Origin of the sequence: Chryseobacterium caseinilyticum (genome assembly GCF_014837145.1) — a bacterium.
Lineage (GTDB): Bacteria > Bacteroidota > Bacteroidia > Flavobacteriales > Weeksellaceae > Chryseobacterium > Chryseobacterium caseinilyticum.
In genome coordinates this window covers 45,465-67,402 of sequence record NZ_JACYFS010000003.1, presented here as the reverse complement: position 1 = coordinate 67,402, position 21,938 = coordinate 45,465, and the positions used below count along the sequence as shown (strand labels likewise).

At 36.9% G+C, this 21,938-nt stretch carries 24 protein-coding genes and 1 pseudogene; 13 read left to right on the top strand and 12 right to left on the bottom strand.

The features are described from left to right. Nucleotides 1-102: 102 nt before the first annotated feature. Nucleotides 103-1,944 carry a M1 family metallopeptidase gene (locus tag IC610_RS10925; protein ID WP_191736893.1) on the top strand — a complete coding sequence of 614 codons (1,842 nt, stop codon included), beginning with the start codon at nt 103-105 and terminating at the stop codon, nt 1,942-1,944. Nucleotides 1,945-2,097: 153 nt separating this feature from the next. Here IC610_RS10925 and IC610_RS10920 read toward each other — a convergent pair whose 3' ends face one another. Together IC610_RS10920 and IC610_RS20180 are read right to left on the bottom strand one after the other, a co-directional pair. Then, complete coding sequence (locus tag IC610_RS10920) at nt 2,098-2,835, bottom strand: DUF6261 family protein (RefSeq protein ID WP_191736892.1); 738 nt, start codon at nt 2,833-2,835, stop codon at nt 2,098-2,100. 365 nt (nt 2,836-3,200) lie between these two features. Next, nucleotides 3,201-4,034, bottom strand: coding sequence for a M23 family metallopeptidase (locus IC610_RS20180; protein WP_191736891.1), 834 nt, complete (start codon nt 4,032-4,034; stop codon nt 3,201-3,203). Between the two features lie 108 nt (nt 4,035-4,142). On the opposite strand from IC610_RS20180, the gene IC610_RS10910 reads away from it, so the two are divergent. Continuing rightward, a complete protein-coding gene (locus tag IC610_RS10910) occupies nt 4,143-4,901 on the top strand; it encodes a type III pantothenate kinase (protein ID WP_191736890.1) in 759 nt (252 codons plus the stop codon). Between the two features lie 53 nt (nt 4,902-4,954). Here IC610_RS10910 and IC610_RS10905 read toward each other — a convergent pair whose 3' ends face one another. The 4 genes from IC610_RS10905 to IC610_RS10890 form a co-directional block, all read right to left on the bottom strand. After that, the gene (locus IC610_RS10905; RefSeq protein ID WP_191736889.1) at nt 4,955-5,389 is read right to left on the bottom strand and encodes a nucleoside deaminase; all 435 of its coding nucleotides are present in this window, start codon (nt 5,387-5,389) and stop codon (nt 4,955-4,957) included. 55 nt (nt 5,390-5,444) lie between these two features. Further along, nucleotides 5,445-6,011 carry a DUF3575 domain-containing protein gene (locus IC610_RS10900; RefSeq protein ID WP_191736888.1) on the bottom strand — a complete coding sequence of 189 codons (567 nt, stop codon included), beginning with the start codon at nt 6,009-6,011 and terminating at the stop codon, nt 5,445-5,447. A 69-nt stretch (nt 6,012-6,080) separates the two neighbouring features. Continuing rightward, a complete protein-coding gene (locus IC610_RS10895) occupies nt 6,081-6,662 on the bottom strand; it encodes an energy transducer TonB (protein ID WP_228462910.1) in 582 nt (193 codons plus the stop codon). A gap of 155 nt (nt 6,663-6,817) precedes the next feature. Beyond that, nucleotides 6,818-7,675: a GLPGLI family protein gene (locus IC610_RS10890; RefSeq protein ID WP_191736887.1), complete on the bottom strand. Its 858-nt coding sequence runs from the start codon at nt 7,673-7,675 to the stop codon at nt 6,818-6,820. Between the two features lie 145 nt (nt 7,676-7,820). Between IC610_RS10890 and IC610_RS10885 the strand changes: the two genes are divergently transcribed. The 6 genes and pseudogenes from IC610_RS10885 to sufD all read left to right on the top strand — a co-directional run bounded on the left by IC610_RS10885 (nt 7,821) and on the right by sufD (nt 12,479). Next, on the top strand, nt 7,821-8,150 hold the full coding sequence (locus IC610_RS10885) for a HesB/IscA family protein (protein WP_056083599.1): 330 nt from the start codon (nt 7,821-7,823) through the stop codon (nt 8,148-8,150). Between the two features lie 207 nt (nt 8,151-8,357). Beyond that, on the top strand, nt 8,358-9,806 hold the full coding sequence (gene sufB / locus IC610_RS10880) for a Fe-S cluster assembly protein SufB (protein WP_191736886.1): 1,449 nt from the start codon (nt 8,358-8,360) through the stop codon (nt 9,804-9,806). 30 nt (nt 9,807-9,836) lie between these two features. Continuing rightward, nucleotides 9,837-10,046 (top strand): DUF2683 family protein, encoded by a 210-nt coding sequence (locus IC610_RS10875; protein WP_191736885.1) that lies wholly within the window; start codon nt 9,837-9,839, stop codon nt 10,044-10,046. A gap of 12 nt (nt 10,047-10,058) precedes the next feature. After that, a pseudogene (locus tag IC610_RS10870) lies at nt 10,059-10,307 on the top strand (Txe/YoeB family addiction module toxin); the annotation flags it as partial. Between the two features lie 6 nt (nt 10,308-10,313). After that, nucleotides 10,314-11,057 carry a Fe-S cluster assembly ATPase SufC gene (gene sufC / locus IC610_RS10865; protein WP_056083605.1) on the top strand — a complete coding sequence of 248 codons (744 nt, stop codon included), beginning with the start codon at nt 10,314-10,316 and terminating at the stop codon, nt 11,055-11,057. Between the two features lie 114 nt (nt 11,058-11,171). Then, nucleotides 11,172-12,479: a Fe-S cluster assembly protein SufD gene (gene sufD / locus IC610_RS10860; RefSeq protein ID WP_191737237.1), complete on the top strand. Its 1,308-nt coding sequence runs from the start codon at nt 11,172-11,174 to the stop codon at nt 12,477-12,479. A gap of 67 nt (nt 12,480-12,546) precedes the next feature. Here the strand turns inward: sufD and IC610_RS10855 are convergent, their stop codons facing one another. Continuing rightward, on the bottom strand, nt 12,547-13,479 hold the full coding sequence (locus IC610_RS10855) for a DUF3078 domain-containing protein (RefSeq protein ID WP_191736883.1): 933 nt from the start codon (nt 13,477-13,479) through the stop codon (nt 12,547-12,549). Nucleotides 13,480-13,712: 233 nt separating this feature from the next. Between IC610_RS10855 and IC610_RS10850 the strand changes: the two genes are divergently transcribed. The 3 genes from IC610_RS10850 (at nt 13,713) to gdhA (ending at nt 17,176) form a co-directional block, all read left to right on the top strand. Continuing rightward, nucleotides 13,713-14,486, top strand: coding sequence for a rhomboid family intramembrane serine protease (locus IC610_RS10850; RefSeq protein ID WP_191736882.1), 774 nt, complete (start codon nt 13,713-13,715; stop codon nt 14,484-14,486). Between the two features lie 30 nt (nt 14,487-14,516). Further along, complete coding sequence (gene dprA, locus IC610_RS10845) at nt 14,517-15,626, top strand: DNA-processing protein DprA (RefSeq protein ID WP_191736881.1); 1,110 nt, start codon at nt 14,517-14,519, stop codon at nt 15,624-15,626. A 191-nt stretch (nt 15,627-15,817) separates the two neighbouring features. Next, the gene (gene gdhA, locus IC610_RS10840) at nt 15,818-17,176 is read left to right on the top strand and encodes an NADP-specific glutamate dehydrogenase (RefSeq protein WP_191736880.1); all 1,359 of its coding nucleotides are present in this window, start codon (nt 15,818-15,820) and stop codon (nt 17,174-17,176) included. A gap of 136 nt (nt 17,177-17,312) precedes the next feature. Here the strand turns inward: gdhA and IC610_RS10835 are convergent, their stop codons facing one another. Next, the gene (locus IC610_RS10835; protein ID WP_191736879.1) at nt 17,313-17,768 is read right to left on the bottom strand and encodes a hypothetical protein; all 456 of its coding nucleotides are present in this window, start codon (nt 17,766-17,768) and stop codon (nt 17,313-17,315) included. A 133-nt stretch (nt 17,769-17,901) separates the two neighbouring features. Here IC610_RS10835 and IC610_RS10830 point away from each other — a divergent pair, with 133 nt between their 5' ends. Beyond that, nucleotides 17,902-18,270 (top strand): iron chaperone, encoded by a 369-nt coding sequence (locus tag IC610_RS10830; protein ID WP_191736878.1) that lies wholly within the window; start codon nt 17,902-17,904, stop codon nt 18,268-18,270. 338 nt (nt 18,271-18,608) lie between these two features. On the opposite strand, the gene IC610_RS10825 is transcribed toward IC610_RS10830, so the two are convergent. Beyond that, entirely contained in the window at nt 18,609-19,274 is a 666-nt protein-coding gene (locus IC610_RS10825) for a hypothetical protein (protein ID WP_191736877.1), read from the bottom strand. A 40-nt stretch (nt 19,275-19,314) separates the two neighbouring features. Beyond that, entirely contained in the window at nt 19,315-19,803 is a 489-nt protein-coding gene (locus IC610_RS10820) for a YkgJ family cysteine cluster protein (RefSeq protein WP_191736876.1), read from the bottom strand. 230 nt (nt 19,804-20,033) lie between these two features. Here IC610_RS10820 and IC610_RS10815 point away from each other — a divergent pair, with 230 nt between their 5' ends. Further along, nucleotides 20,034-20,414, top strand: coding sequence for a group III truncated hemoglobin (locus IC610_RS10815; RefSeq protein WP_191736875.1), 381 nt, complete (start codon nt 20,034-20,036; stop codon nt 20,412-20,414). Nucleotides 20,415-20,455: 41 nt separating this feature from the next. Here the strand turns inward: IC610_RS10815 and IC610_RS10810 are convergent, their stop codons facing one another. Both IC610_RS10810 and IC610_RS10805 read right to left on the bottom strand, forming a co-directional pair. Continuing rightward, nucleotides 20,456-21,526 (bottom strand): calcium:proton antiporter, encoded by a 1,071-nt coding sequence (locus tag IC610_RS10810; protein ID WP_056083626.1) that lies wholly within the window; start codon nt 21,524-21,526, stop codon nt 20,456-20,458. 65 nt (nt 21,527-21,591) lie between these two features. Then, nucleotides 21,592-21,930 carry a DUF6122 family protein gene (locus IC610_RS10805; RefSeq protein WP_056083629.1) on the bottom strand — a complete coding sequence of 113 codons (339 nt, stop codon included), beginning with the start codon at nt 21,928-21,930 and terminating at the stop codon, nt 21,592-21,594. Between the last annotated feature and the right edge of the window lie 8 nt (nt 21,931-21,938).

The window sequence follows — 21,938 nt, the reverse complement described above, 5'->3', positions numbered from 1 at the left end:
CACAGATCTTCACAGATTCCTCTACTCTGCAATCCGTGAAAATCTGTGTGATTCGTGCGAAACTCAAAAAAATACTTACCTTTAAAAAAAATAAAATCTTCAATGAAAAAATCGTTTGCAATACTCTTTGCTTTGATCATTTCGCAGTTTCAGGCGCAGCAGAACGCTTATTATCAGCAGGCTGCCCAATACAAAATGGATATTGATGTCAATGCAGAAAAATTTACCTACGAAGGAAATCAAACTTTAAACTATTCCAATAACTCGCCGGACGAACTCAATGTCGTGTACTTCCATTTATATTGGAATGCTTTTAAACCCAATTCAATGATGGATCAGCGGGTGGCCGGACAGGGAAGAAACGGAGATTCGAGATTGCAGAAAGACGGAGTTTCAAGACTGGCATCCATTCCAAAAGATCAGGAAGGCGCACAGAACATCCACTGGATCAAACAAAACGGAAAGAATCTGAAGTTTGAAATTCAGGAAACCGTGATGAAGGTTTATTTAAATGAACCTCTAAAACCCAATTCCAAAACTACTTTTACCATGGAGTGGGATGCTGTGATTCCTCAGCAGATCAGACGCAGTGGAAGAAATAACCGTGAAGGAGTTGATATGACGATGACACAGTGGTATCCGAAAATTGCTGAATACGATTACGATGGCTGGGCAACTTTCGATTATGTGGGAAGAGAATTTCATGCCCCGTTTGCAGATTTTGATGTTACCATTAAAATCAACAAAGACTATGTTGTTGGCGCAGGCGGAACACTTTTGAATCCTACAGAAGTGAAAGGTTACGACGCTTCAGCAAAAATTAGAGCAGATAAAAACAAAGCTACATGGAAATGGTCAGCCAAAAATATGCTCGACTTCGCATGGGCGGCAGACAAAGACTATTCGGTAGAAAGTTTTGATATTCCACAAGGGCCGAAAGTGTTTTTTGTATATCAAAAGAATGATAAAACAAAAGTCTGGGGCGAGGCAAAACCTTTAATAACGAAATACTTCCAGATTATGAACTCCCGTTTCGGGAAATACGCTTATCCATCTTATACATTCATTCAGGGCGGCGATGGCGGAATGGAATACGGAATGTGTACAATGATTTTAGGTGAAGCAGAGGGCATTGAAGATTTAATGGGACTGATGGTTCACGAAGGTTCGCACTCATGGTATCAGCAGATGCTCGCAACCAACGAACCGCTGAGACCTTGGATGGACGAAGGTTTTACAAGTTATGCCGAAAGCATCGTGATGCATCAGCTTTTTCCTCCAAAAGACGAGCGGCCAAATCCGTTTGTTGAGAAAATTGATGCCTACAGAAATATTGTTAAAAGAGGAATTGAAGAGCCTGCCGTTTGGTTGGGCGATCATCATGACAACGGCACGGCTTACAGTTTTGCAAGTTATGTGAAAGGTGAATTGTATCTGGTGCAGTTAGGCTACATCGTTGGCGAGCAGAATTTAGAAAAAATAATGAAAGAATATTTTGATCAGTGGGCAATGAAACATCCTACCGACAGAGATTTTCTTCACATCGCACAGAAAGTTTCGGGGATGGATTTAAAATGGTTTCACCATTACTGGATCAACACCACAAAAACCATCGACTACGGAATTAAAGATGTAAAGTACGACGCAAAATCTACAACGATAACTTTAGTTAACAACAGTCAGATCCCGATGCCTATTGACTTCAGCATCATGACAAAAGAAAATAAAATCGTTACTTACCAAATCCCGATGAACATGACCCGCATTTGGAAACAACAGGACGGCTACGGCGATTTCAAAACAGAAAAATACTGGCCTTGGACGCAGAAAGAATATATTCTTACAATTCCTTACTCAAAATCTCAATTATCAATGTTGGGCATAGATTTGAGCCAAAGAATGGCGGATGTAAATCCGACGGATAATTTTATTGATTTGAGATAATTTTTGGATCAGAGTTAAATTGAAAAGCCCTGAAAGGGCGACATCAAAAGCATTGGGTGAAGCCCAATGACCTTAACAGACCGACAGTAAGAAAGCCCTGAAAAGACGACATCAAACAAATCCCCGAAGATTAACACTTCGGGGATTGTGTATTTATGATGACTTGTCCGCCTTTTCCTCAGTAGACAGATTTTTTCTGTTCATCAACATTGTATTATACTGATCAATTAATGCGTTAAGCTCGTTAATCACTTTGGTGTACGGCGATTCCACGGTTTCCGAGAAAGCATGGAGTGCATCTATACGGTCGCGCAGTGCATAATAGGCAACTTTGGTTTTCTCTCTTTTAGATTTGATGGTTTGGGGATTTGCGTCTCCATATTCCTGCGTCCGCAGAAGATATTCAGTATTAAATTCAGTGTTGGCGTCATTCAGTTCGTTCAGCCACGAAGTTAATCCCAAAGAAATCACTGCATCCGACAGGTTACTGTCATTCGTCCATTCGCTGAAGATATTATTAAGAATAGCCGTTTCAGACTGATAATTTTCGCGGGCAATCCCACTTCCGTAATTGGCAAGATTTCTCAGAAGAATCTGAGCATTATGTCTCTTTTGATCTTCAAAATGGTACTCGTGAGACTCCAGAAAAACGGTTATCCCATTGATCGCATCATCTCTTCTTTGGTCGAGTGCCAGAAGAATTTTGGTCTTATCGCTTGCGACTGCTTTTTTAAACAAACCTTCCAGCTCATTGGTTTCGTCTGTAAGTGCTGAAAGTTTACCATCAATCTGCAGACCTGCCGGATCATTAAGACTGATGACGCCCGCAAAATCTTTTATAAACTGCAGATATTCTGCATTGCGGAGTTTGGGTAAATGAATAGATTTCATATTTAAATGTGTTTTTTAATATTGATTATGAGATTGTTTCCTGCACCACTGTAACGGGGTTTCATTATGATGAGAAAGTTGCCCGCACCCTCGCAACACCTTTTCTCACGATGAGAAAGTCTGCCGCACGCGTGAAGTGAACTTTCTCATCATGTAGAGTGTTTGTTGCAGTAGTGCAGAGGCGATTCTCAAAACCTTTAAAAATAGTACATCCTATTTTACAGGTTTACCGTAAACCAAGTTCGGGAGATGCTGGATCTACTATATTAATTATGTGGCGTGTTATTTTTGAACAATTTAATTTAGATGAAATTTGATGAACTGTATAAATAATTGGTTGATCATATTAATAAGTTTCAAATCAATCAATACTCCCTCAAATAGGTCTTCTTCTCCTCCAAAAACTCCGCCTTACTCCCATCACCGGTTCTGAAAAGGGTTTTCAACGTTGTTCTGAATTTCTCCGCCGTCGGATTGGAAATATATACATTGAAGTGCAGATGCGGACCTTTGCTCCAGCCTGTATTTCCGCTCAGGGCAATGGGTTGGCTTTTGATAACGGTATCGCCGATTTTCACTTTTGCTCCATTCTGTTTTAAATGATAATACTGGGCAATCGTGCCGTCAGGATGTAAAATAGAAATATAATTTCCGAACGGTGCACAGTCTCTGGTGGGGCAGCTTCGGTTGTTGCTCTGCACAACTTCGATTACCATTCCCTCTCTGGCTGCCAAAACCTCTGTGCCTTCAGGCATCGTAAAGTCTAATGAATTTTCGTTCTGATGAGAAAATGTGCCATTGTAGCCCTGATACATCAGATAAGACTCTCCTTTTTTGTAAGGAAGATCGTATTGGTAATTTTTATCGTAATCCTTTATAGTAATATCTCCGAGATAAGATTTGTAGCCGGGCATTTTTCTAATGCTCCAGCCTTTTGTTCTGTCGTTGACTACAAAATAAGTAACTCTGTATTTCACTGCATTTCCGGGTATAACCTGAGTGGTTTTAAATAATTCCGGTTTTTTCAGATTCTCGGTCTCAGGCTGACCGTTAAACACCAGTGATACAGGATAAATATCTTTATTATCAACGTAAAAGGATATGGAATCGCCTTTTCTTTCGTTATACATTTTGATGTTTTTCTGAGAGAATAGTATCGTAAACTGACTGATGAGCAGGAGAATTAAAAGTTTTTTCATAGGTGTTTGGAGTTTAATGAATTGATTTTACAATGATAAATCATTTTACCAAATATTGAAAGGCTCTTTTTATTTTAATTATTAAATTTACCCCCGAAAAGCTATTCAATGAATTCAATCGTAATCAACGTTGGCAACAGCAACATCAGATTCGGACTTTTTAATGGTGACAACTGCGAGATCTCGTGGGTCATCAATACAAAACCTTATCGTACAGCCGATGAGCTTCACGGCCAGATGCTGATTCTTTATCAAACCTATAAAGTTGATCCTGAAAAAATCAAAAAAATCATTATCGGTTCTGTAGTTCCGCAGCTGACCAGGGAAATAAGCTCTGCAATCAGAAAGATTCACGGAATCATGCCAGTAATGGTCGACCGAAATACGCCTTCGGGAGTAGTAGCCAAGTCAAAACAAATGGGAACTGATATTTACGCCAACCTCGTGGCAGCGCACAATATGTATCCAGACAGAAAAAAAATCGTCCTTGATTTTGGAACTGCGCTTACTGCCAGCTGCGTCGCCGAAAGTGGCGAATGTCTGGGCGTTATTATCGCTCCGGGCATTGTGACAGCTTTGAATTCATTAATCAGTCAGACTGCCCAGCTTCCGGAAATAGAACTGGTAAAACCGAAATCTGTTTTGGGATTAGACACCGTTTCCTGCATGCAAAGCGGGATGGTTTATGGTTTTTTAGGAATGGTAGAAGGTTTCATCAACCGTATTAATGATGAAGTGAATGACGATTGTTTCGTCATCGCCACTGGAGGCGTTTCCCACGTTTACAAGCCATTGACTGATAAGATACATCTTGCAGACAGACTTCACACTTTGAAAGGACTGTACTTTTTAGGGAAAGATATTTAACTAAGGTTAAGGTTAAGGTTGAAAAGCTTTACATCTCAGCCTAAACCTAAGCCTCAACCTCTTTTTGATTTAAAAAACTCTTTCACAATCGCTGAACATTCATTTTCCATAATTCCGGAGACAATTTCTGTTTTGGGATGAAGGCTGAGATTTTTGTTGATAAACCCCCGCTGTTCGTCTCTGGCACCTATGACTACTTTTGAAATCTGCGACCAGCTCAAAGCTCCCGAACACATGACACAGGGTTCTAAAGTGACATACAAAGTGCAGTTGATCAGGTATTTTCCACCCAGAAAATTGGCGGCGGAAGTAATTGCCTGCATTTCGGCATGGGCAGTAACATCGTTTAAGGTTTCGGTTAAATTATGAGCTCTTGCAATAATTCTGTCATTTGAAACGATCACGCAGCCAATCGGAACTTCATCTTTTTCAAACGCGAGTTCAGCTTCCTGAAAAGCCATTTTCATAAAATATTCGTCGGTAAACATAAAAAATAAAAGCTTAGTGCAAAACTAAGCTTTTCAGGATATATTTTTATTATAATTAAAACCTGTAACCAATGCCACCCATGATTTTTCCGGTGACCGGGCCGATATCATATGTGTTGAAATCTCCGAATCTTCTGGCAATACCGCCACTCGCTTCTATTACCAAACGGTCTTTAATAACCCATTTTCCTCCGACTCCAAAACCAATTCCAACAGTCGTTAAATTTTTCTTGGAACTGTTGACGTAGTAATAATTGTTGTTAATATCATCATATTGATAGCTGTAATACACATCGTTTTCCACTGTTACAGGTACAAATCCTTCAAAAAAGAATCCCTGTGCATATTTTCTTCCCATATAATACCTGAAATACGGAGAAAACTGTTTGAAGTCATCTACTTCGTCACTTAACGTTACCATTGCATTCACCCCGACACCCATATCTTTGTTGAGAATTCTTTCATAAGAAATATTGATCATTGGTACTGCAATGAGCAGAATAGGATCTACTACAATGTCGTTTTTTCTCTGGGAACCGGATTCATTATTTGGATTAAGATCCTGTGCGAAAAGGTTTATTACTGAAAATAAAACCGTTAAAACTGTAAAAATCTTTTTCATGAAGTTTTTTTTGCCAAAAATAAACATTCCCACGACATGGTGAAGTTTTTTTATGAATTTTAATTAATTTTAATCAAATTTCAGACTTAATGGCAATTTAAAGCGGGATCTTACAGCTATTCCATTGATATAGGAGGGCGAAAATCTTTCTACAACAGAATATAATGCAATTTCAGCCTGTCTGTTGAGTGTGAAATTTTCCCCTTCAGCCTTTACATTAGAAATGCTTCCGTCTTTTTCAACGATAAATGCAATCTGAGTTTTAACATCTCTTATTTCAGAATAAACACCATCAGAATAAAAAAGATTTGCAACTTCCTGTCTCAAAGCATTAATGCCTCCCGGATAATCTGCGTTTTTATCGATGGTTTGCGGGAGATCCTGAAGATTGTTAAGGTTCAATTTCAGTCCTTTAAAATGCTGTAAGTCTTCAAGGTTTTTGGTTTTCAGAAGGGCGCCTATTAATGCAACATTTTCAATGCTGTCCATCTTTCTCATGAAGAGTTGAAAGTCATTTTTGATGGAAACTTTCACGAAGTTATTCTTCTCTTTATCAAATTTCTTTTTAAATTCCTGATTCAGCATGCTTCTGTGTTGATTATAGTAGGTTTTTACAGAACGGAAATCTTCCGTCTGCTGAGAAAAAACCATAGCTGAAAGGTTTAAAAAAAAGAAAATAAAATATTTCACAAAAGGTTATTTATGTAAATATAAACAAAATAGCGTGTAACTTATTTATTTTGAAGCTTTAAAGTTTAAGATAACAAAAAAACCGAAGCTCGTGAAAACTTCGGTCTATATTTTATCTAATTTAATTCGATTGGATTGCTGTTGCGCTTGATTTCCTCCTTCATTCTTTCTTGTCTTCTTTTTCTCATCTCAGCAGAATTTTGATTTCCGCCGCCACGACTCATCGGCGGACTTGGTGCACCAATTCTTATACTGCCACCGCCGCCGCCAGTGTTTTGTGAACTCATGAAAGCTTCAGGATCTTTTCTGAATTTTTCCTGCTGCTTGGCGTAATCTGTACGTTTTACTTTCATTGTATTTCCAAACTGGTTCATTGCCGGGAAGTCTGCAATTTTGTAGTTCTTCATCAGGTCGAAAGAATATTCTCCTTTATCATCTTCTGCTTTTACCACCAAACCGGGAAGTCCTGAAAATTTGTACGGTCCGTCCTGATAAGGTAGATCAGTTGTAAACCATGCCGTCCATTTTCTGCCTGCAAATTCTGTTTCAGCTTTCTGTACTTTATAGTCTCCGATCTTTGTGGTTTCAGAAAGCATTTTCCAGTTGACGGGTCTGTCTTCTTCGTATGAATACAAATCCCTGCCGATTCTGTTTTTAAACGTCGTTTTTTGAGATTTTTTGTCTTTTTCTATGGTGTAATCGATGTTTGATCTTAAACCTTCCATCTGTTCACGGTTAAAGTTTCGTGCACCTCCACTTTGAAACATGGCTTGCATTACAGAATCTCTCTTGATTCTGTTCTCGGAATAGAACTGAGATTTCTCTGCTGAAATATCGAGGTAGGCGTTTTCTGTTTTTACATCATTCTTGTTTTCAGCATCAGATTTCATGGTGACCTGATATACAAAACGGTTCACTTGTGCATTAATACTGAATGCCACAAAGCACGTCGCTAAGAAGAAATTTTTTTTCATTCTGTTTAATTTTAAGGTTGGATATTAATCTTCTGGCAAAGTTAAACTTATCAATGATAAAAATAGTTAAAAATAAAAACACTGATTTTTATTTACTGATTATTAGTCGTAAATTTGCAGACTAAATTCATTCTAAATAGAAACAATGATAAAAGTAAGCGATCAGGCAAAGGTGAAAGCAGTTCAGCTGATGACAGAAGACGGCTTCAATCCTACTGAAGATTATATAAGAGTTGGAGTGAAGAGCGGTGGTTGTTCAGGTTTAGAGTATGTGCTGGGTTTCGACAATAAAAAAGAAGAAGGTGACCAGATTTTTGAAGATAACGGGATCAAAATCGTTGTTGAGAAAAAAGCAATACTTTATCTGGCAGGAACTGTTTTGGAATACTCCGGAGGGTTGAACGGAAAAGGATTTATTTTTAATAATCCTAATGCATCCAGAACCTGTGGTTGTGGAGAGAGTTTTTCACTTTAATTAAAATTGAGGTTTAAAGTTCAAAATTGAGATGATGCTCAATTGTATATGAATCAGACATGAAAGTTTGATTTTAAATAAAAAGCGAAAGCTTAAAAAAACGGAGACTTTATCATTGGAAATTGATTTTTAAAGTTTCTACATTTAATACAGATAAAATTAATTCAGAAATTCAGAATTTTGGGTTTTGGATTTTGAATACTGATTATGAGTAAATATACTGAAGACGACTTAAGAGTCGATTTAGAAAATAAAAAATACGAATTCGGCTGGGAAACCAAGATCGATTACGAGGATTTCCCGACAGGTTTAAACGAAGACATCGTCCGTGCTATTTCTGCTAAAAAAGAAGAGCCGGAATGGATGACAGAATGGCGTTTGGAATCTTTCAGAATCTGGCTGAAAATGACAGAGCCTGAATGGGCAAACATCAAATATCAAAAACCGGATTTTCAGGCGATAAAATATTACGCCGCACCGAAAGCTAAACCGGAACTGGCAAGCTTAGATGAAGTGGACCCTGAATTATTGGCAACTTTTGCCAAATTAGGAATCAACATTGAAGAGCAGAAAAGACTTTCCAATGTTGCCGTTGATATTGTAATAGATTCTATCTCTGTAAAAACGACATTTCAGGATACTTTAGCAGAAAAAGGAATTATTTTCTGTTCAATTTCCGAAGCGATTAAGAATCATCCGGATTTGGTTAAAAAATATCTTGGAAAAGTAGTTCCTAGAGGAGACAATTTCTATGCAGCATTAAATTCCGCAGTATTTTCTGACGGAAGTTTCTGCTACATTCCAAAAGGAGTAAGATGCCCGATGGAATTATCCACTTATTTCCGTATCAATCAGTCTGGAACAGGCCAGTTTGAAAGAACGCTTGTAATTGCAGATGAAGGAAGTTATGTTTCTTATCTTGAAGGCTGTACCGCTCCGTCAAGAGACGAAAACCAGCTTCACGCTGCGGTTGTTGAATTGATTGCTTTGGATAATGCCGAAATTAAATATTCAACTGTTCAGAACTGGTATCCTGGAAATGAAGAAGGTAAAGGTGGAGTTTTCAACTTTGTAACCAAAAGAGGATTGTGCGAAACCAAAGCGAAAATCTCATGGACGCAGGTAGAAACAGGTTCTGCAGTAACATGGAAATATCCTTCTTGCATCTTAAAAGGTGACGGTTCGATCGGTGAGTTTTACTCTATCGCCGTGACCAATAATCATCAGTATGCCGATACCGGTACAAAGATGATCCACATCGGTAGAAATACAAAATCAACCATTATTTCTAAAGGAATTTCTGCAGGAAAATCTCAAAATTCGTACAGAGGACTGGTAAAAGTAATGCCTTCCGCAAAAGGGGCGAGAAACTTCTCACAGTGTGACTCATTATTGATGGGTAACGAATGTGGAGCGCACACTTTCCCTTACATCGAAATTAAAGATCCAACAGCTCAGCTGGAGCACGAAGCTACGACTTCAAAAATCGGTGAAGATCAGATTTTCTACTGTAACCAGAGAGGAATCGACACAGAAAGAGCAATTGCTTTAATTGTAAATGGTTTCAGTAAAGAAGTTTTAAATAAATTACCAATGGAGTTTGCCATCGAAGCTCAGAAATTACTGGAAATTTCTTTGGAAGGTTCTGTAGGATAGAATTTCGTAATTTTAAATAAAATTTAAATTATGGAAGTTGTTCTGAAAAATTTGAAGAAAAAAGATTTTGAAGTGATTAAATCACTGGCAAAAGCATTGGGCTTTGAAATTGAAAAAAAGGAAGAACAAAGTCCGTACAATCCAGAGTTTGTAAAGAAGATTTTGGATGCTCAAAAAGAAATAGAAGAAGGGAAAGGTACGAAAATGACCCTTGAAGAACTGGATGCTTTATGGAAATAATATTCTAATAAAGCAAAAAGTGATTTGCTTTTTTGGCAGAAATCAGGAAACAAAATTATTTTGAAAAAGATTTCGCAGCTTATTCGTTCCATCCAAACTAGTCCTTATGAAGGAATTGGAAAACCAGAACCTTTGAAATATAATTTATCTGGAACCTGGTCAAGGAGAATTGATAAAGAGCACAGGATAATTTATCAAATTACCGAAGAGAATACAATAGAAATATTAAATATTTTGTCTTTAAAAGGACACTACGAATAAAAAAGTATGTTAAACATTAAAAACTTACATGCCAGAATTGAAGATGGCGCACAAATATTAAAAGGTATCAATCTTGAAATCAAGCCGGGCGAAGTTCATGCGATCATGGGACCCAACGGTGCCGGAAAATCTACGCTTTCTTCTGTAATCGCAGGAAAAGAAGATTACGAAGTGACGGAAGGCGAAATCATTTTTCAAGGTGAAAACATTATTGAAGATGCTCCTGAAGAGAGAGCGCACAAAGGAATTTTCCTTTCTTTTCAATATCCAGTAGAAATTCCGGGAGTTTCTGTGACGAATTTCATTAAAGCTGCTTTAAACGAAAACAGAAAAGCCAACGGATTTGAAGATATGCCTGCGAAAGAAATGCTGGCCATGATTCGCGAAAAATCTGAAAAGCTTGGAATTAAAAAAGATTTCCTTTCAAGATCATTAAACGAAGGATTTTCGGGAGGTGAAAAGAAAAGAAATGAGATATTCCAGATGATGATGCTGAATCCTAAACTGGCTATTCTTGATGAAACCGATTCTGGATTGGATATTGATGCTTTGAGAATCGTTGCAGACGGTGTAAACCAGTTTAAAAACGAAGGAAATGCAGTTCTTTTGATTACGCACTACCAGAGATTGCTGAATTATATTGAGCCTGATTATGTACACGTTTTAGCGAACGGAAAAATCATTAAAACAGGTGATAAATCTTTAGCTTTAGAATTGGAAAGCAAGGGATACGACTGGTTGCTTAACTAATAATATATTTTTGGTTAAGTTTTTTATCAATCCTTAGTCAAAAATGCAGTGAGAAACTGCGGTATTGATACAAATTAAATTTATAATAAAGGTGTGATGGCCGAAATATCAGTAATGGCTTTATACGATCAAACAATAGAAAATCACAGTGAATTTTTGGAGAGTCTGCGTCACAGATTTTTAGATGACGACAGAAAAACGGCGCTTCAGAAATTTGCAGTCAAAGGTTTTCCTACAAAGAAAGACGAAGAATACAAGTATACCAACCTCAAAGAAATAACGGAGAAAGATTACAATTTTTTCCCGAAAGAAAGTCACAACATCACCAAAGAACAGCTTGATGAGCTGCATTTGGGAGAAGAAAATTTTGACTGGATTGTTTTTGTGAATGGCCAGCTTCGTAAAGAGCTTTCAAACATTTCTATCGAAAATGCAGAATTTCTGTCTTTCAATTACGCTTTGAATGACGAGAATCATAAAGATGTTTTCGATAAATATTTTAATACAATTGCTGCAAAAGATTTAGCTTTTACCAATTTAAATCAGGCGTACTGCAAATACGGATTCTTTTTAAAAGTTCCGAAAAATGTGATCATCGAAAAACCGATTCATGTTTTTTATCTTTCCCAAAATCAGGAAGAAAACACATTCTACAACACGAGAAATTTATTAATCGTAGAAGAAGGAGCAAAAGTTGAAATCATTGAAAGTCACCATAATTTTGACGAAAGTTTTGTGTTTACCAATTCGGTAACTGAAATTTTCACTTATCAGAATGCAAAAGCCGACTGGCACAAAATTCAGAACGACAGCGATACTTCTTATCTGGTAGATCATACATTTGCGAAACAGGAAAGAGACAGCTTAACGACGGTAAATACGTTCACATTCGGAGGGAAAATCATCAGAAACAATCTTGATTTTATTCATAACGGAGAAAATATCAACTCTTTCATGAACGGAATCACCATAATCGGGAAAGATCAGTTGGTCGATCACCACACGGCGGTTCACCACAATACTCCAAACTGTCGGAGTTACCAGAATTACAAAGGTATTTTCAAAGATAAATCTCACGGGGTTTTCAACGGAAAAGTATTTGTAAATAAAATTGCCCAAAAGACCAACGCTTACCAGCAAAACAACAACGTTTTACTCAGCGAAGGTGCTACGATTGACACCAAGCCTCAGCTGGAGATTTTCGCAGACGATGTGAAGTGTTCTCACGGTTGTACGGTTGGTCAGTTGAATAAAGATGCTTTGTTTTATTTAAGAGCAAGAGGAATTTCTAAAAAAGAAGCACAGGCATTATTGCTTTACGCTTTTGCCAATGACGCAATGCAGAACATCGACATTGAGCCGTTAAAAGTAAAAATCGAGCAGCTTTTGGCTGAGAAACTTGAAGTTACAATGGAATTTTAATTCAAATAAATCTTATATAAAAAACAGGCAGTCCCTTTTGAGGCTGCCTGTTTTTATTTGATGCAATTTATTTCTTCAGCCAGAACTGGCTGTCTTTCCTGTCAGATCTTTTTACTCCGTTATCAATATTGTATGCAACGCCGACCCCTAAAGTCTGTTTCAGCTGGGTTTTTCTGATCTGGTTATGATCATACATCAAATCCAGAGTTACAATTGATGAGATAAATCTGTTGATTTTCATATTCAGAAGCATGTTGTAGGATAAGACCATGTGATCAGGATTTTCGAGATAATTTGAGAAGATAGAACCAGTGTTGGTCATTTCGATATTCTCCATCAGTTTTACTTTATAGATCGCGGATCCCAGAAAACCCATCTGCATCAGGAAAAAATCACCATCTGATTTTAAATCGTATGTTCCGGCAACCTGCAGTTCTTTATCAAGTACAAAAGTGAATCTGCCGTTGACAGGTCGCATTGTAACAGTAAGGTTTTCATTAGGTCTGTAGGTGATCCCGAGCCCGGCATTCACATATCCTGGCGCCATAAAATTTGAAATCTTTTTTGCTTCAGGATTATTTCCGTCTTCAAAACCGCCTGAAAACTGTGAAAGAACACTCGCTCCTGTAGACACATACCAGCTTTTGGAAAACTGAAGACCGTAGTTGGTGGAAATATTAAGGACATCCTGCGTTTTTCTTGTTCCGATACCTTTGGTGGTGTTTTGTCCGTAATTCATGATGATGATATTCTCCCAAAGGTTACGGCCGTTTTCATAAACGAGATTGTAATTGGCACTTGCAAGCCATCCTACATTGTTGGCGCCACCGCCCACCCAATTGGAGAATGCGGCCTGATTAAACATCAGACTGTTTTTAGCAGTTATGGACCAGTGTCTCGGTTTTTTAATGGTATCTACTGCCATGGAATCGCTTATTATAACCTGGGCATTCATCATCAATCCTGTGTACATCAAAAATAGCAGAAAAAACTTCCTCATAATTCTTACTTATAATTTGTTCGGTGCAAAAATAAGAATATATAAATTGACCGGTTTATCAGACCTTTATGAAAAAATTTGGAGATAAATTTAAATTTTCGAAAATCAGTAATTCATAACAGTAAACATTTTGATAATTAATAACTTTCTGTCTGAATAATATTTAAAAACATAAAATAAAAGCCAAAATTTCCGAAATTTATGCGTGGCTTTCGTTTTGTGAGCTAAGAGGTATGATTAATAATGTAATTTCAAAAAAGGCTTTGCTTTACCCGCTTTTGATGCTGGCTGCGATGTGGTTTGGATATCTGCTGCAGATGAATGGCTTTTTTGACAGCTGTTTCGGCGCAATTATTCCTCTCCTGCCGGAAGGTCTTTTAGGAATTATCACGGCACCGCTTCTTCACGGAAATATAGATCATATTGTAAGCAATTCTATTCCGATTGGGATTCTGATGTTTCTTCTTTATCAGTTTTACCCTGAAGTCGCCAATAAAGTATTTGTAATCGGGTGGATCTTAGCTGGTTTTTTAGTCTGGATACTTCCTCCGATTGATATTCTTACTGGCGAATATACTTACACCTGTACCATTGGTGCCAGTGGAGTAGTGTATGTTCTGGCGTTCTTCCTGTTCTTCAGCGGTGTTTTCAGATGGAATATGAAATTACTGACAATTTCACTTCTGGTGGTCCTGTATTATGGTAGTCTGATCTGGGGAATGTTTCCTGAAGAAATGTTCAGTGAAATGCTTGAGCCCAGTAAAATCTCGTGGCAGGCACATTCTGCAGGAGCTATTGTAGGAAGTGTTTTGGCATACTCATTTAAAAAATCAGGTGAAAAAAAGAAAAAATACATTTGGGAATTTCCAAATTATTACAGCGAAAAAGATGACAAGCTGTGGCAGGAATATAAAGAAAATCATCCCGACGACTTTCTGGAACTTCCGTATCAAAAAAGAGAAGATATTTGGGATTATCTGGAAGATTTAAGAAAAAATAAATCTTAATTGATTAAATTTGATGAAAATAAAACACAAATGTACACAGAAGAGCAACTGTATTCTATTGCGCTGCGGGAGTGCAATTTTATAGGAGATATCAACTTTCTGAAACTGGTTCGCCGCTTCGGAACTGCAGAGAATGTCTGGAAATTTTCAAAAAAAGAACTCAGCAAAACAGACGGGATAGGCCTGAAAACCGTTTCGGACATAGGAAATGCTGAACATCTGAAATTTGCTGAAAAAGAAATTTCGTTTTGCGAAAAAAATTCAGTTAAAATAAATCTCAGACATAAGAATGAACTTCCGTTTTTACTGAAGGAATGCGATGATGCTCCCGCAATCCTTTACCAAAAAGGAAATTTTGACACGAAACTAAATACCTTAAGTCTTGTCGGAACAAGAAACATTACTTCATACGGCAAAAAATTCATAGAAGACTTTTTCGAAGAAACAAAATCACATCAATATATTTCTGTAAGTGGGCTGGCGTTGGGTGTTGATAAAGAAGTTCATGAGCAGTCTCTGAATCATCAGATTCCCACCATTGGAGTTTTGGCGCATGGTTTTCACACTTTTTATCCGTCAAAAAACAGAAAGCTTTCAGACAAAATACTGGAACAGGATGGTGGTTTGCTTACTGAGTTTAATTCTTCAAGAAAACCGGACCGGGAAAATTTCATTCAGAGAAACAGAATAATTGCCGGAATTTCTCCAGCCACAATCGTTGTGGAAACAGCTTTTGGCGGTGGTTCTATCAGTACAGCAACGTTTGCAAATACTTACAACAGAGATGTTTTTGCACTTCCCGGAAGAATTTCAGACAGATACAGCCAGGGTTGCAATCATCTTATTTTTCAGAATAAGGCAACGGCAATTTCCACAATCAAAGATTTGCTGGATCTCATCGGTTTTAATGATTCCAGAGAAATAATAGGAGAGCTTTTTCCACACAGTACAGTCACAATTCAATTATCTGAAAATCAGGAATTAATATACAGAAGTATCAGAGAGAATCCGCATGTAACATTAGACGATCTGGCAGAAAAAATATCGTTCCCATCACATAAATTATTGCCTGTAATACTGGAACTCGAGCTTTTGGGAAAAGTAAAATCATTTTCAGGGAGACAATTTTTGGCGATATAAGAATTAATGATTTCGTAATATTTCATTATTTTAGATATAACATTTAATTTTTAATAAAATTCAGATTGTTATTATTAATTTAATAATATTAGTATTCGTTATTGTTGAATTATCAGCAAATATCAAATAAGCTATTGTGAATCTTGAAAAAAAAATTAAATTTGTTGACATAATATTCAACCTTACCTAATATGGAACAATATAATATTGACCAGAAAATTCAGGAGTTTATTGCTAAGATAGAAGCAAAAAACCCGAATGAACCGGAATTTTTACAGGCAGTAAAAGAAGTTGCCGTAACTGTAATTCCGTTTATCTTAACGAGAAAAGAATATACAGGCATGAAGCTTCTTGAAAGAATGGCTGAAGCTGAAAGAATTATTATTTTCAGAGTTCCATGGGTTGATGACAAAGGTGAAATTCAGGTGAACAGAGGTTTCAGAATCCAGATGAACTCTGCAATCGGACCTTACAAAGGAGGAATCCGTTTTCATCCAACTGTTAACCTTTCTGTACTTAAATTCTTAGCATTCGAGCAGGTATTTAAAAACTCTTTGACAACTCTTCCAATGGGAGGTGGTAAAGGAGGTTCAGACTTTGATCCGCAAGGTAAAACTGATATGGAAGTGATGCGTTTCTGCCAGGCTTTCATGACGGAATTGTGCAAACACATTGGTCCTGAAACTGACGTTCCTGCGGGAGACATCGGTGTTGGAGCAAGAGAAATCGGATATTTATTCGGTCAGTACAAGAAAGTGAGAAACGAATTTACAGGTGTTCTTACCGGTAAAGGTCTTGCTTACGGTGGTTCACTGATCCGTCCTGAAGCTACAGGATACGGTGTTGTTTACTTTGCTGAGCAGATGCTGAAGACTATCGGACAGACATTTAAAGATAAAATTGTAACGGTTTCAGGTTTCGGAAATGTTGCGTGGGGCGTTATTAAAAAAGTACATGAACTTGGCGGTAAAGTGGTTACACTTTCCGGACCTGATGGTTATGTGTACGATAAAGACGGTATCGATGGTGAAAAAATCGATTTCCTTCTTGAATTAAGAGCTTCAGGAAACAACAGAGCTGAAGATTACGCAAAACAATATCCTTCAGCTGTTTTCCACGCAGGAAAACGACCTTGGGAAGTGAAATGTGATGTTGCAATTCCTTCTGCAACTCAGAATGAGCTTGATTTTGAGGATGCTAAACTTTTGGTTGAAAACGGTTGTCTTTGTGTGACTGAAGCTGCCAACATGCCTTCAACACTGGAAGCTATCAACTATTTCCTTGAGAATAAAGTATTATTCTCTCCAGGGAAAGCTTCAAACGCAGGTGGTGTAGCTACTTCTGGTTTGGAAATGACTCAGAATTCAATCAGACTCAACTGGACTTCAGAAGAAGTTGATGCAAGACTTAAAGAAATTATGATCGGAATCCACAAGGCTTGTAGAGACTACGGTAAAGAAGAAGACGGATATGTAAACTATGTGAAAGGTGCAAACATCGCCGGCTTCGTAAAAGTAGCTGAAGCAATGTTGGCTCAGGGTGTAGTATAAAAATATAAAGGTTGGGAAGTTTTCCCGGCCTTTTTTCATAAAGCCTGTCCCGGGATTATAAATGGGAAAAAGTAATAGTGAAAGTGAAAGCATTGAATGTCCAGTTCAATGCTTTTTTTTGTGATACAAAACTGTCTTATTTTGTCTTTTTTACAGGTGTGGTCGGCGTGGTGGTATTTACAGTTCCTGAGCCCGGCATGGGCTTGTTAACACCCGTATTTACATTTCCGCTTGTATTGAGACTGCCTGTAGTTCCGATGTTAACCGTACCAGGCGATGAAATTTTATTATCGACAGTACCTGTACTCAAAGGAAGAGTTCCGTTTGGGTTGGAAGAATTGATGGTTCCGTTATTCATGGTGCCCATATTGTTATTAACAGTTCCCTGCAGATTGTTACCGGTGCCTAATTGATTGTTATTCAACCCTCTCACATCTGAGTTAAGATTTCCTCGGGGAATAGTCATGCCTTTCTGAGTTGTTGATGGAGTCGTAACAGTGGTTGAGCCTGTATTTGTTTTCTGAGGTGTTGTCTGTGCAGATACAGCAAATATACCTCCCATAGCAAAAGCTGCTAAAATTAATTTTTTCATAATATAATATTTTGGTGATAATCAATACTATACAAATAGCGTACAACTCTGTGATCATTAATCAAATTAATAATTTTTTTAATTTTTTAATGATTTAGAATTTCATATTTTTATTTTTAATAAAAACTTTGCAATGAAAAACACATTTACAAATTTTGAAGAATATTTTCTTCTTTTCCCCAAAGATGTTCAGGTTAAGCTTGAAACATTAAGAAAAACCGTTCACGCCCAGACTCCAGAACTGGAGGAATACATCGGATATCAGATGCCGGCGTTCAGGTATAAGAAAAAGCCTTTGGTTTACTTTGCTGCGTACAAAAATCACATTGGTTTTTACCCTGCTTCAGAAGGAATGAAAAATTTTGAAAAGGATTTTATCGAAAGAAAATTTAAATTCTCCAAAGGTGCAGTACAGTTTCCTTTAAATGAAGATCTACCTTTGGATCTGGTTGAAAGAATGGTGAAATATAAAATTACAGAAATTGAAGATAAAAAATCCTGAAACATTACATCTCAGGACTCCATTTACATATATAAAAACTACTTCTATGTGCAAACCAATTTGCATTGATTTAATTCTGAAACGCAGGGACAGAAATAAAATTATATTTTCGTTTTTATTTTAACTCAATTTAAAAGATTTTAAAACCTTTTAAGATTAAATTTTTTATTAAGATTTTTCATCATACTTTCCACAAACTCAAATGCAGCTGGACAAACACCGTGTTTTTAATCATCAGATCAATGATATGATAGCTTTTCTAATGTCTGTCTAAGTAGAAATTCATCACTCAACTTTTATTTGTTGAAAGTCAGATTGCAGGCGTTTAAAGATTGATATTAATTCTTGCGGCATTTCCTGAATCTGAAAGCATTTTGTCTGTTGAGTTCATCAATTTCTGAGTTCAGTAAACTGTCAATTTTGAAAAGTTTTAAATTTTTATTGTATTCGTAGCTTGCATTTTTTTCATCAGCATAATCTTTTTTAAAATCATATTCAGGAAACGAAATAGTAACAGGGTGGTTTTGCTCAACTACAAATATGTAATTTTTGTGAATGCTATGTAAACCAAGTATCTGACTTTTTTGCATGGTTCTGAAATTTTTAATTCTTTCATTTTTTAGTTCTGAAAATAAATTAATATATGAGTTGATTATGTGATTTGATTTGAGAGGTGTCGGATAATAAACCGCCACATCAACAACTTTTTGAATATAAGAACTATCTTCCTTTTTGAATAAAATATATTTTTCTTCAATTTCACTACTGTCACAGTCCAAATTTGATTTTCTACTTCCATGATTCATTTTGATGTAAATGATATAATTTTTATCAATCGTGTCAAAATCTTTTTCAGTTTCCAAAACAAATGAATTGCGATTAATTTCCTTTGTCTGAATTTTTACATTAGAAACAGAAACAGAAACAGAAAGAGGTGCAGCTATTTTTGTTTTACAGCTAAATAGAAAGGTGACAATAAACAGAAAAATAAGCAATTTTCTCATAGGTTTTTTTGTAATAACTCTCGAAAAATCGCTTTAGTATTTACTTACCCAAATTCGTCATCATCTTTTCTACAAACTCAAACGCTGCCGGGCAAATCACAGTGTTTTTAATCATCAAATCATTGATCTGATAAATCTTTTTCCTGTCTGTATGCGGATATTCTCTGCATGCTTTTGGACGGACATCATAAATCGAACAAGTGTTATCGTCATTCAGAAAATAGCATGGAAGATTCTGTAAAACTTTGTCGTTCTCTTCATCTACTCTCAGAAATTTAGCTTCAAAATCAGCTTGTTTCATGCGGAGGTGTTTTGAAATTCTTTCAATATCCTTTTCGGTGTAAAGAGGACCAGTAGTTTTACAGCAATTGGCGCATTGAAGGCAGTCTACTTTTTCAAAAACCTTTTCATGTGTTTCCTGAACGGTATAATCTAAGTTTTTGGGCGGTTTCTTTTTTAAACCATCCAGAAACTTTTTATGTTCTTTCTGTTTCTGTAAAGCCTGGGTTTTATAAAAGTCTAAATTCAATTTTTTAATTTTAAAATGCTGAAAAGCAGACTGCAAAGATAAAACATTGTTTTTATGAAACTGTCATGAATTAAAAATGTAGAAGCATAAGGTTTTTAAGCGTTTGCAGGTCTCGTTTTTAAAATTTAAAAATCACGATATGAAACTTATCAATCATAAAATCTACTTTACGATTAACAATTAAACTAAATTTGACAGACGATTTTTAGTTTAAATTTAATTTAAATCAAATGAAAAAATTAGAATCAAGAGAAGACATCGAACTGCTCGTCAATTCGTTTTATGATAAAGTTGTGAAGGATGAAACGATTGGTTTTTTCTTTAATGATATTGTGAATGTTGATTTTAAAAAGCATTTGCCTAAAATGTATTCCTTTTGGGAAACGATTTTATTCGGACAGATGAGTTACAAAGGAAATCCGATGGCGGTACATTTTCCGATCAACCGACTGGAAGCTATGGAAAAACATCATTTCGAGCAATGGTTAAAACTATGGAAGCAAACCATCGAAGAAAAGTTCGACGGAGAAAATGCTGATATAGCGATTACAAAATCGGAGAATATTGCTAAACTTATGGCTTATAAAATGGAAATGGACAGAAAACTTTAACCTTAATTTTGCCTTAACCTTAACCTTAACCTTAACCTAAATTATGGCACAATCACCGTAAAAATATAAGCCGCTAAATTAACCAGCAACACAGTTCCATACAGCACATTCGTTTTCCCTCTGCTCAACGACAACATCACGATAAACACGGATAAAGTAAGTAAAATAATATCTTTCTTATCTAAACCTAAAACCAGCGGAATATCGTACATAATGCTTACCGCAGAAATCGCAGGAATACTTAAACCGATACTCGCCAAAGCCGATCCCAAGGCTAAATTTAAACTCGACTGTATCTGATTGTTTCTTGCTGCACGAATTGCGGCAAGTCCTTCAGGAAGCAACACGACCGCTGCAATAATAACACCTACCAATGACTTCGGAGCGCCCATGCTCTGTACCATATCTTCAATCGTTCCCGAAAGTCCTTTAGCTAATAAAACGACGATCACAAGACAGATGACCAAAAAGATAAAACTGTTAATTGCCTGAGCTTTACTCGGAATATAATACTCTTCTGCATTACCGTCCGCCGGGACAAAATAACTTCTGTGTCTTACCGTCTGAACCATCAGGAAAACTCCGTAAATAACGAGACACGCAATAGAAACAAAGACCAGCTGCGCATTATTATAATAAGGTCCGTTAACGCTTGAGGTAAAATTCGGGAGTACCAGTGTGATCACAAGAATTGAAACAATACTCACAAGATAAGTTGTTGCTGAAGTCCGGGCAAAAAACTGTTCAAAATATTTCACACCTCCCACCAATACACAGATACCGATAATACCGTTCAGAATAATCATCACCGCGGCAAAAACGGTGTCACGGGCGAGGGTAATTGCCTGTTCGCCACCAGCTACCATTAAAGAAACAATCAGAGCGACCTCAATAATTGTGATACAGAGTGCAAGAATGATCGTTCCGTAAGGTTCGCCGACCTTGTGTGCTACAACTTCAGCATGATGAACTGCAGACAGTACGCTTCCGGTTAAAAGAATTCCGGCAATAACGTCAGATATAACTCCGGTTCCCATAAATCCCAGAAAGTAATAAATTACCGCCAGCACAGGGAAAATGTAGGTGTAGTGTAAAAATTCTTTTAGCTTCATAACAGTCTCTAAAATACAAAAAATCTATTGAAAGGGCAATATTAAAAGAAAACATTAATCAAATTTTAATGTTGCCAAAACATAAAGTCCTGAAAATCGGTGAGCATGTGAAAGAGCAGACCAACAGCAACAATTCTGATATTTCCTTTAAAAAAAAGCATCAAAAAATACACCGCAATCGCAGGGTAGGAGTGAAGAATGTGAAAACCGACACTCATTCTGTTGGGATCAAAAATTGGGTTGGCCAGTAGATGATCGAGATCTACAAGCATGGTGGCCAGCATGATAACATAAGCCTTTTTCCAGTGAGGTTGGAAGAAAAGATACGCGATGGCAGCAGGAAAAATAAGATGTAAAAAATAATGCGTAAAAGTTCTGATTAGAGCGAGATCATCGGCATTCATCGGATATA

Excerpts from the sequence above, each read along its gene's own strand:
- IC610_RS10925 (WP_191736893.1), top strand. The coding sequence starts at position 103 with ATGAAAAAATCGTTTGCAATACTCTTTGCTTTGATCATTTCGCAGTTT.
- IC610_RS10920 (WP_191736892.1), bottom strand. The coding sequence starts at position 2,835 with ATGAAATCTATTCATTTACCCAAACTCCGCAATGCAGAATATCTGCAG.
- IC610_RS20180 (WP_191736891.1), bottom strand. The coding sequence starts at position 4,034 with ATGAAAAAACTTTTAATTCTCCTGCTCATCAGTCAGTTTACGATACTA.
- IC610_RS10910 (WP_191736890.1), top strand. The coding sequence starts at position 4,143 with ATGAATTCAATCGTAATCAACGTTGGCAACAGCAACATCAGATTCGGA.
- IC610_RS10905 (WP_191736889.1), bottom strand. The coding sequence starts at position 5,389 with ATGTTTACCGACGAATATTTTATGAAAATGGCTTTTCAGGAAGCTGAA.
- IC610_RS10900 (WP_191736888.1), bottom strand. The coding sequence starts at position 6,011 with ATGAAAAAGATTTTTACAGTTTTAACGGTTTTATTTTCAGTAATAAAC.
- IC610_RS10895 (WP_228462910.1), bottom strand. The coding sequence starts at position 6,662 with ATGGTTTTTTCTCAGCAGACGGAAGATTTCCGTTCTGTAAAAACCTAC.
- IC610_RS10890 (WP_191736887.1), bottom strand. The coding sequence starts at position 7,675 with ATGAAAAAAAATTTCTTCTTAGCGACGTGCTTTGTGGCATTCAGTATT.
- IC610_RS10885 (WP_056083599.1), top strand. The coding sequence starts at position 7,821 with ATGATAAAAGTAAGCGATCAGGCAAAGGTGAAAGCAGTTCAGCTGATG.
- sufB (WP_191736886.1), top strand. The coding sequence starts at position 8,358 with ATGAGTAAATATACTGAAGACGACTTAAGAGTCGATTTAGAAAATAAA.
- IC610_RS10875 (WP_191736885.1), top strand. The coding sequence starts at position 9,837 with ATGGAAGTTGTTCTGAAAAATTTGAAGAAAAAAGATTTTGAAGTGATT.
- sufC (WP_056083605.1), top strand. The coding sequence starts at position 10,314 with ATGTTAAACATTAAAAACTTACATGCCAGAATTGAAGATGGCGCACAA.
- sufD (WP_191737237.1), top strand. The coding sequence starts at position 11,172 with ATGGCTTTATACGATCAAACAATAGAAAATCACAGTGAATTTTTGGAG.
- IC610_RS10855 (WP_191736883.1), bottom strand. The coding sequence starts at position 13,479 with ATGAGGAAGTTTTTTCTGCTATTTTTGATGTACACAGGATTGATGATG.
- IC610_RS10850 (WP_191736882.1), top strand. The coding sequence starts at position 13,713 with ATGATTAATAATGTAATTTCAAAAAAGGCTTTGCTTTACCCGCTTTTG.
- dprA (WP_191736881.1), top strand. The coding sequence starts at position 14,517 with ATGTACACAGAAGAGCAACTGTATTCTATTGCGCTGCGGGAGTGCAAT.
- gdhA (WP_191736880.1), top strand. The coding sequence starts at position 15,818 with ATGGAACAATATAATATTGACCAGAAAATTCAGGAGTTTATTGCTAAG.
- IC610_RS10835 (WP_191736879.1), bottom strand. The coding sequence starts at position 17,768 with ATGAAAAAATTAATTTTAGCAGCTTTTGCTATGGGAGGTATATTTGCT.
- IC610_RS10830 (WP_191736878.1), top strand. The coding sequence starts at position 17,902 with ATGAAAAACACATTTACAAATTTTGAAGAATATTTTCTTCTTTTCCCC.
- IC610_RS10825 (WP_191736877.1), bottom strand. The coding sequence starts at position 19,274 with ATGAGAAAATTGCTTATTTTTCTGTTTATTGTCACCTTTCTATTTAGC.
- IC610_RS10815 (WP_191736875.1), top strand. The coding sequence starts at position 20,034 with ATGAAAAAATTAGAATCAAGAGAAGACATCGAACTGCTCGTCAATTCG.
- IC610_RS10810 (WP_056083626.1), bottom strand. The coding sequence starts at position 21,526 with ATGAAGCTAAAAGAATTTTTACACTACACCTACATTTTCCCTGTGCTG.
- IC610_RS10805 (WP_056083629.1), bottom strand. The coding sequence starts at position 21,930 with ATGAATGCCGATGATCTCGCTCTAATCAGAACTTTTACGCATTATTTT.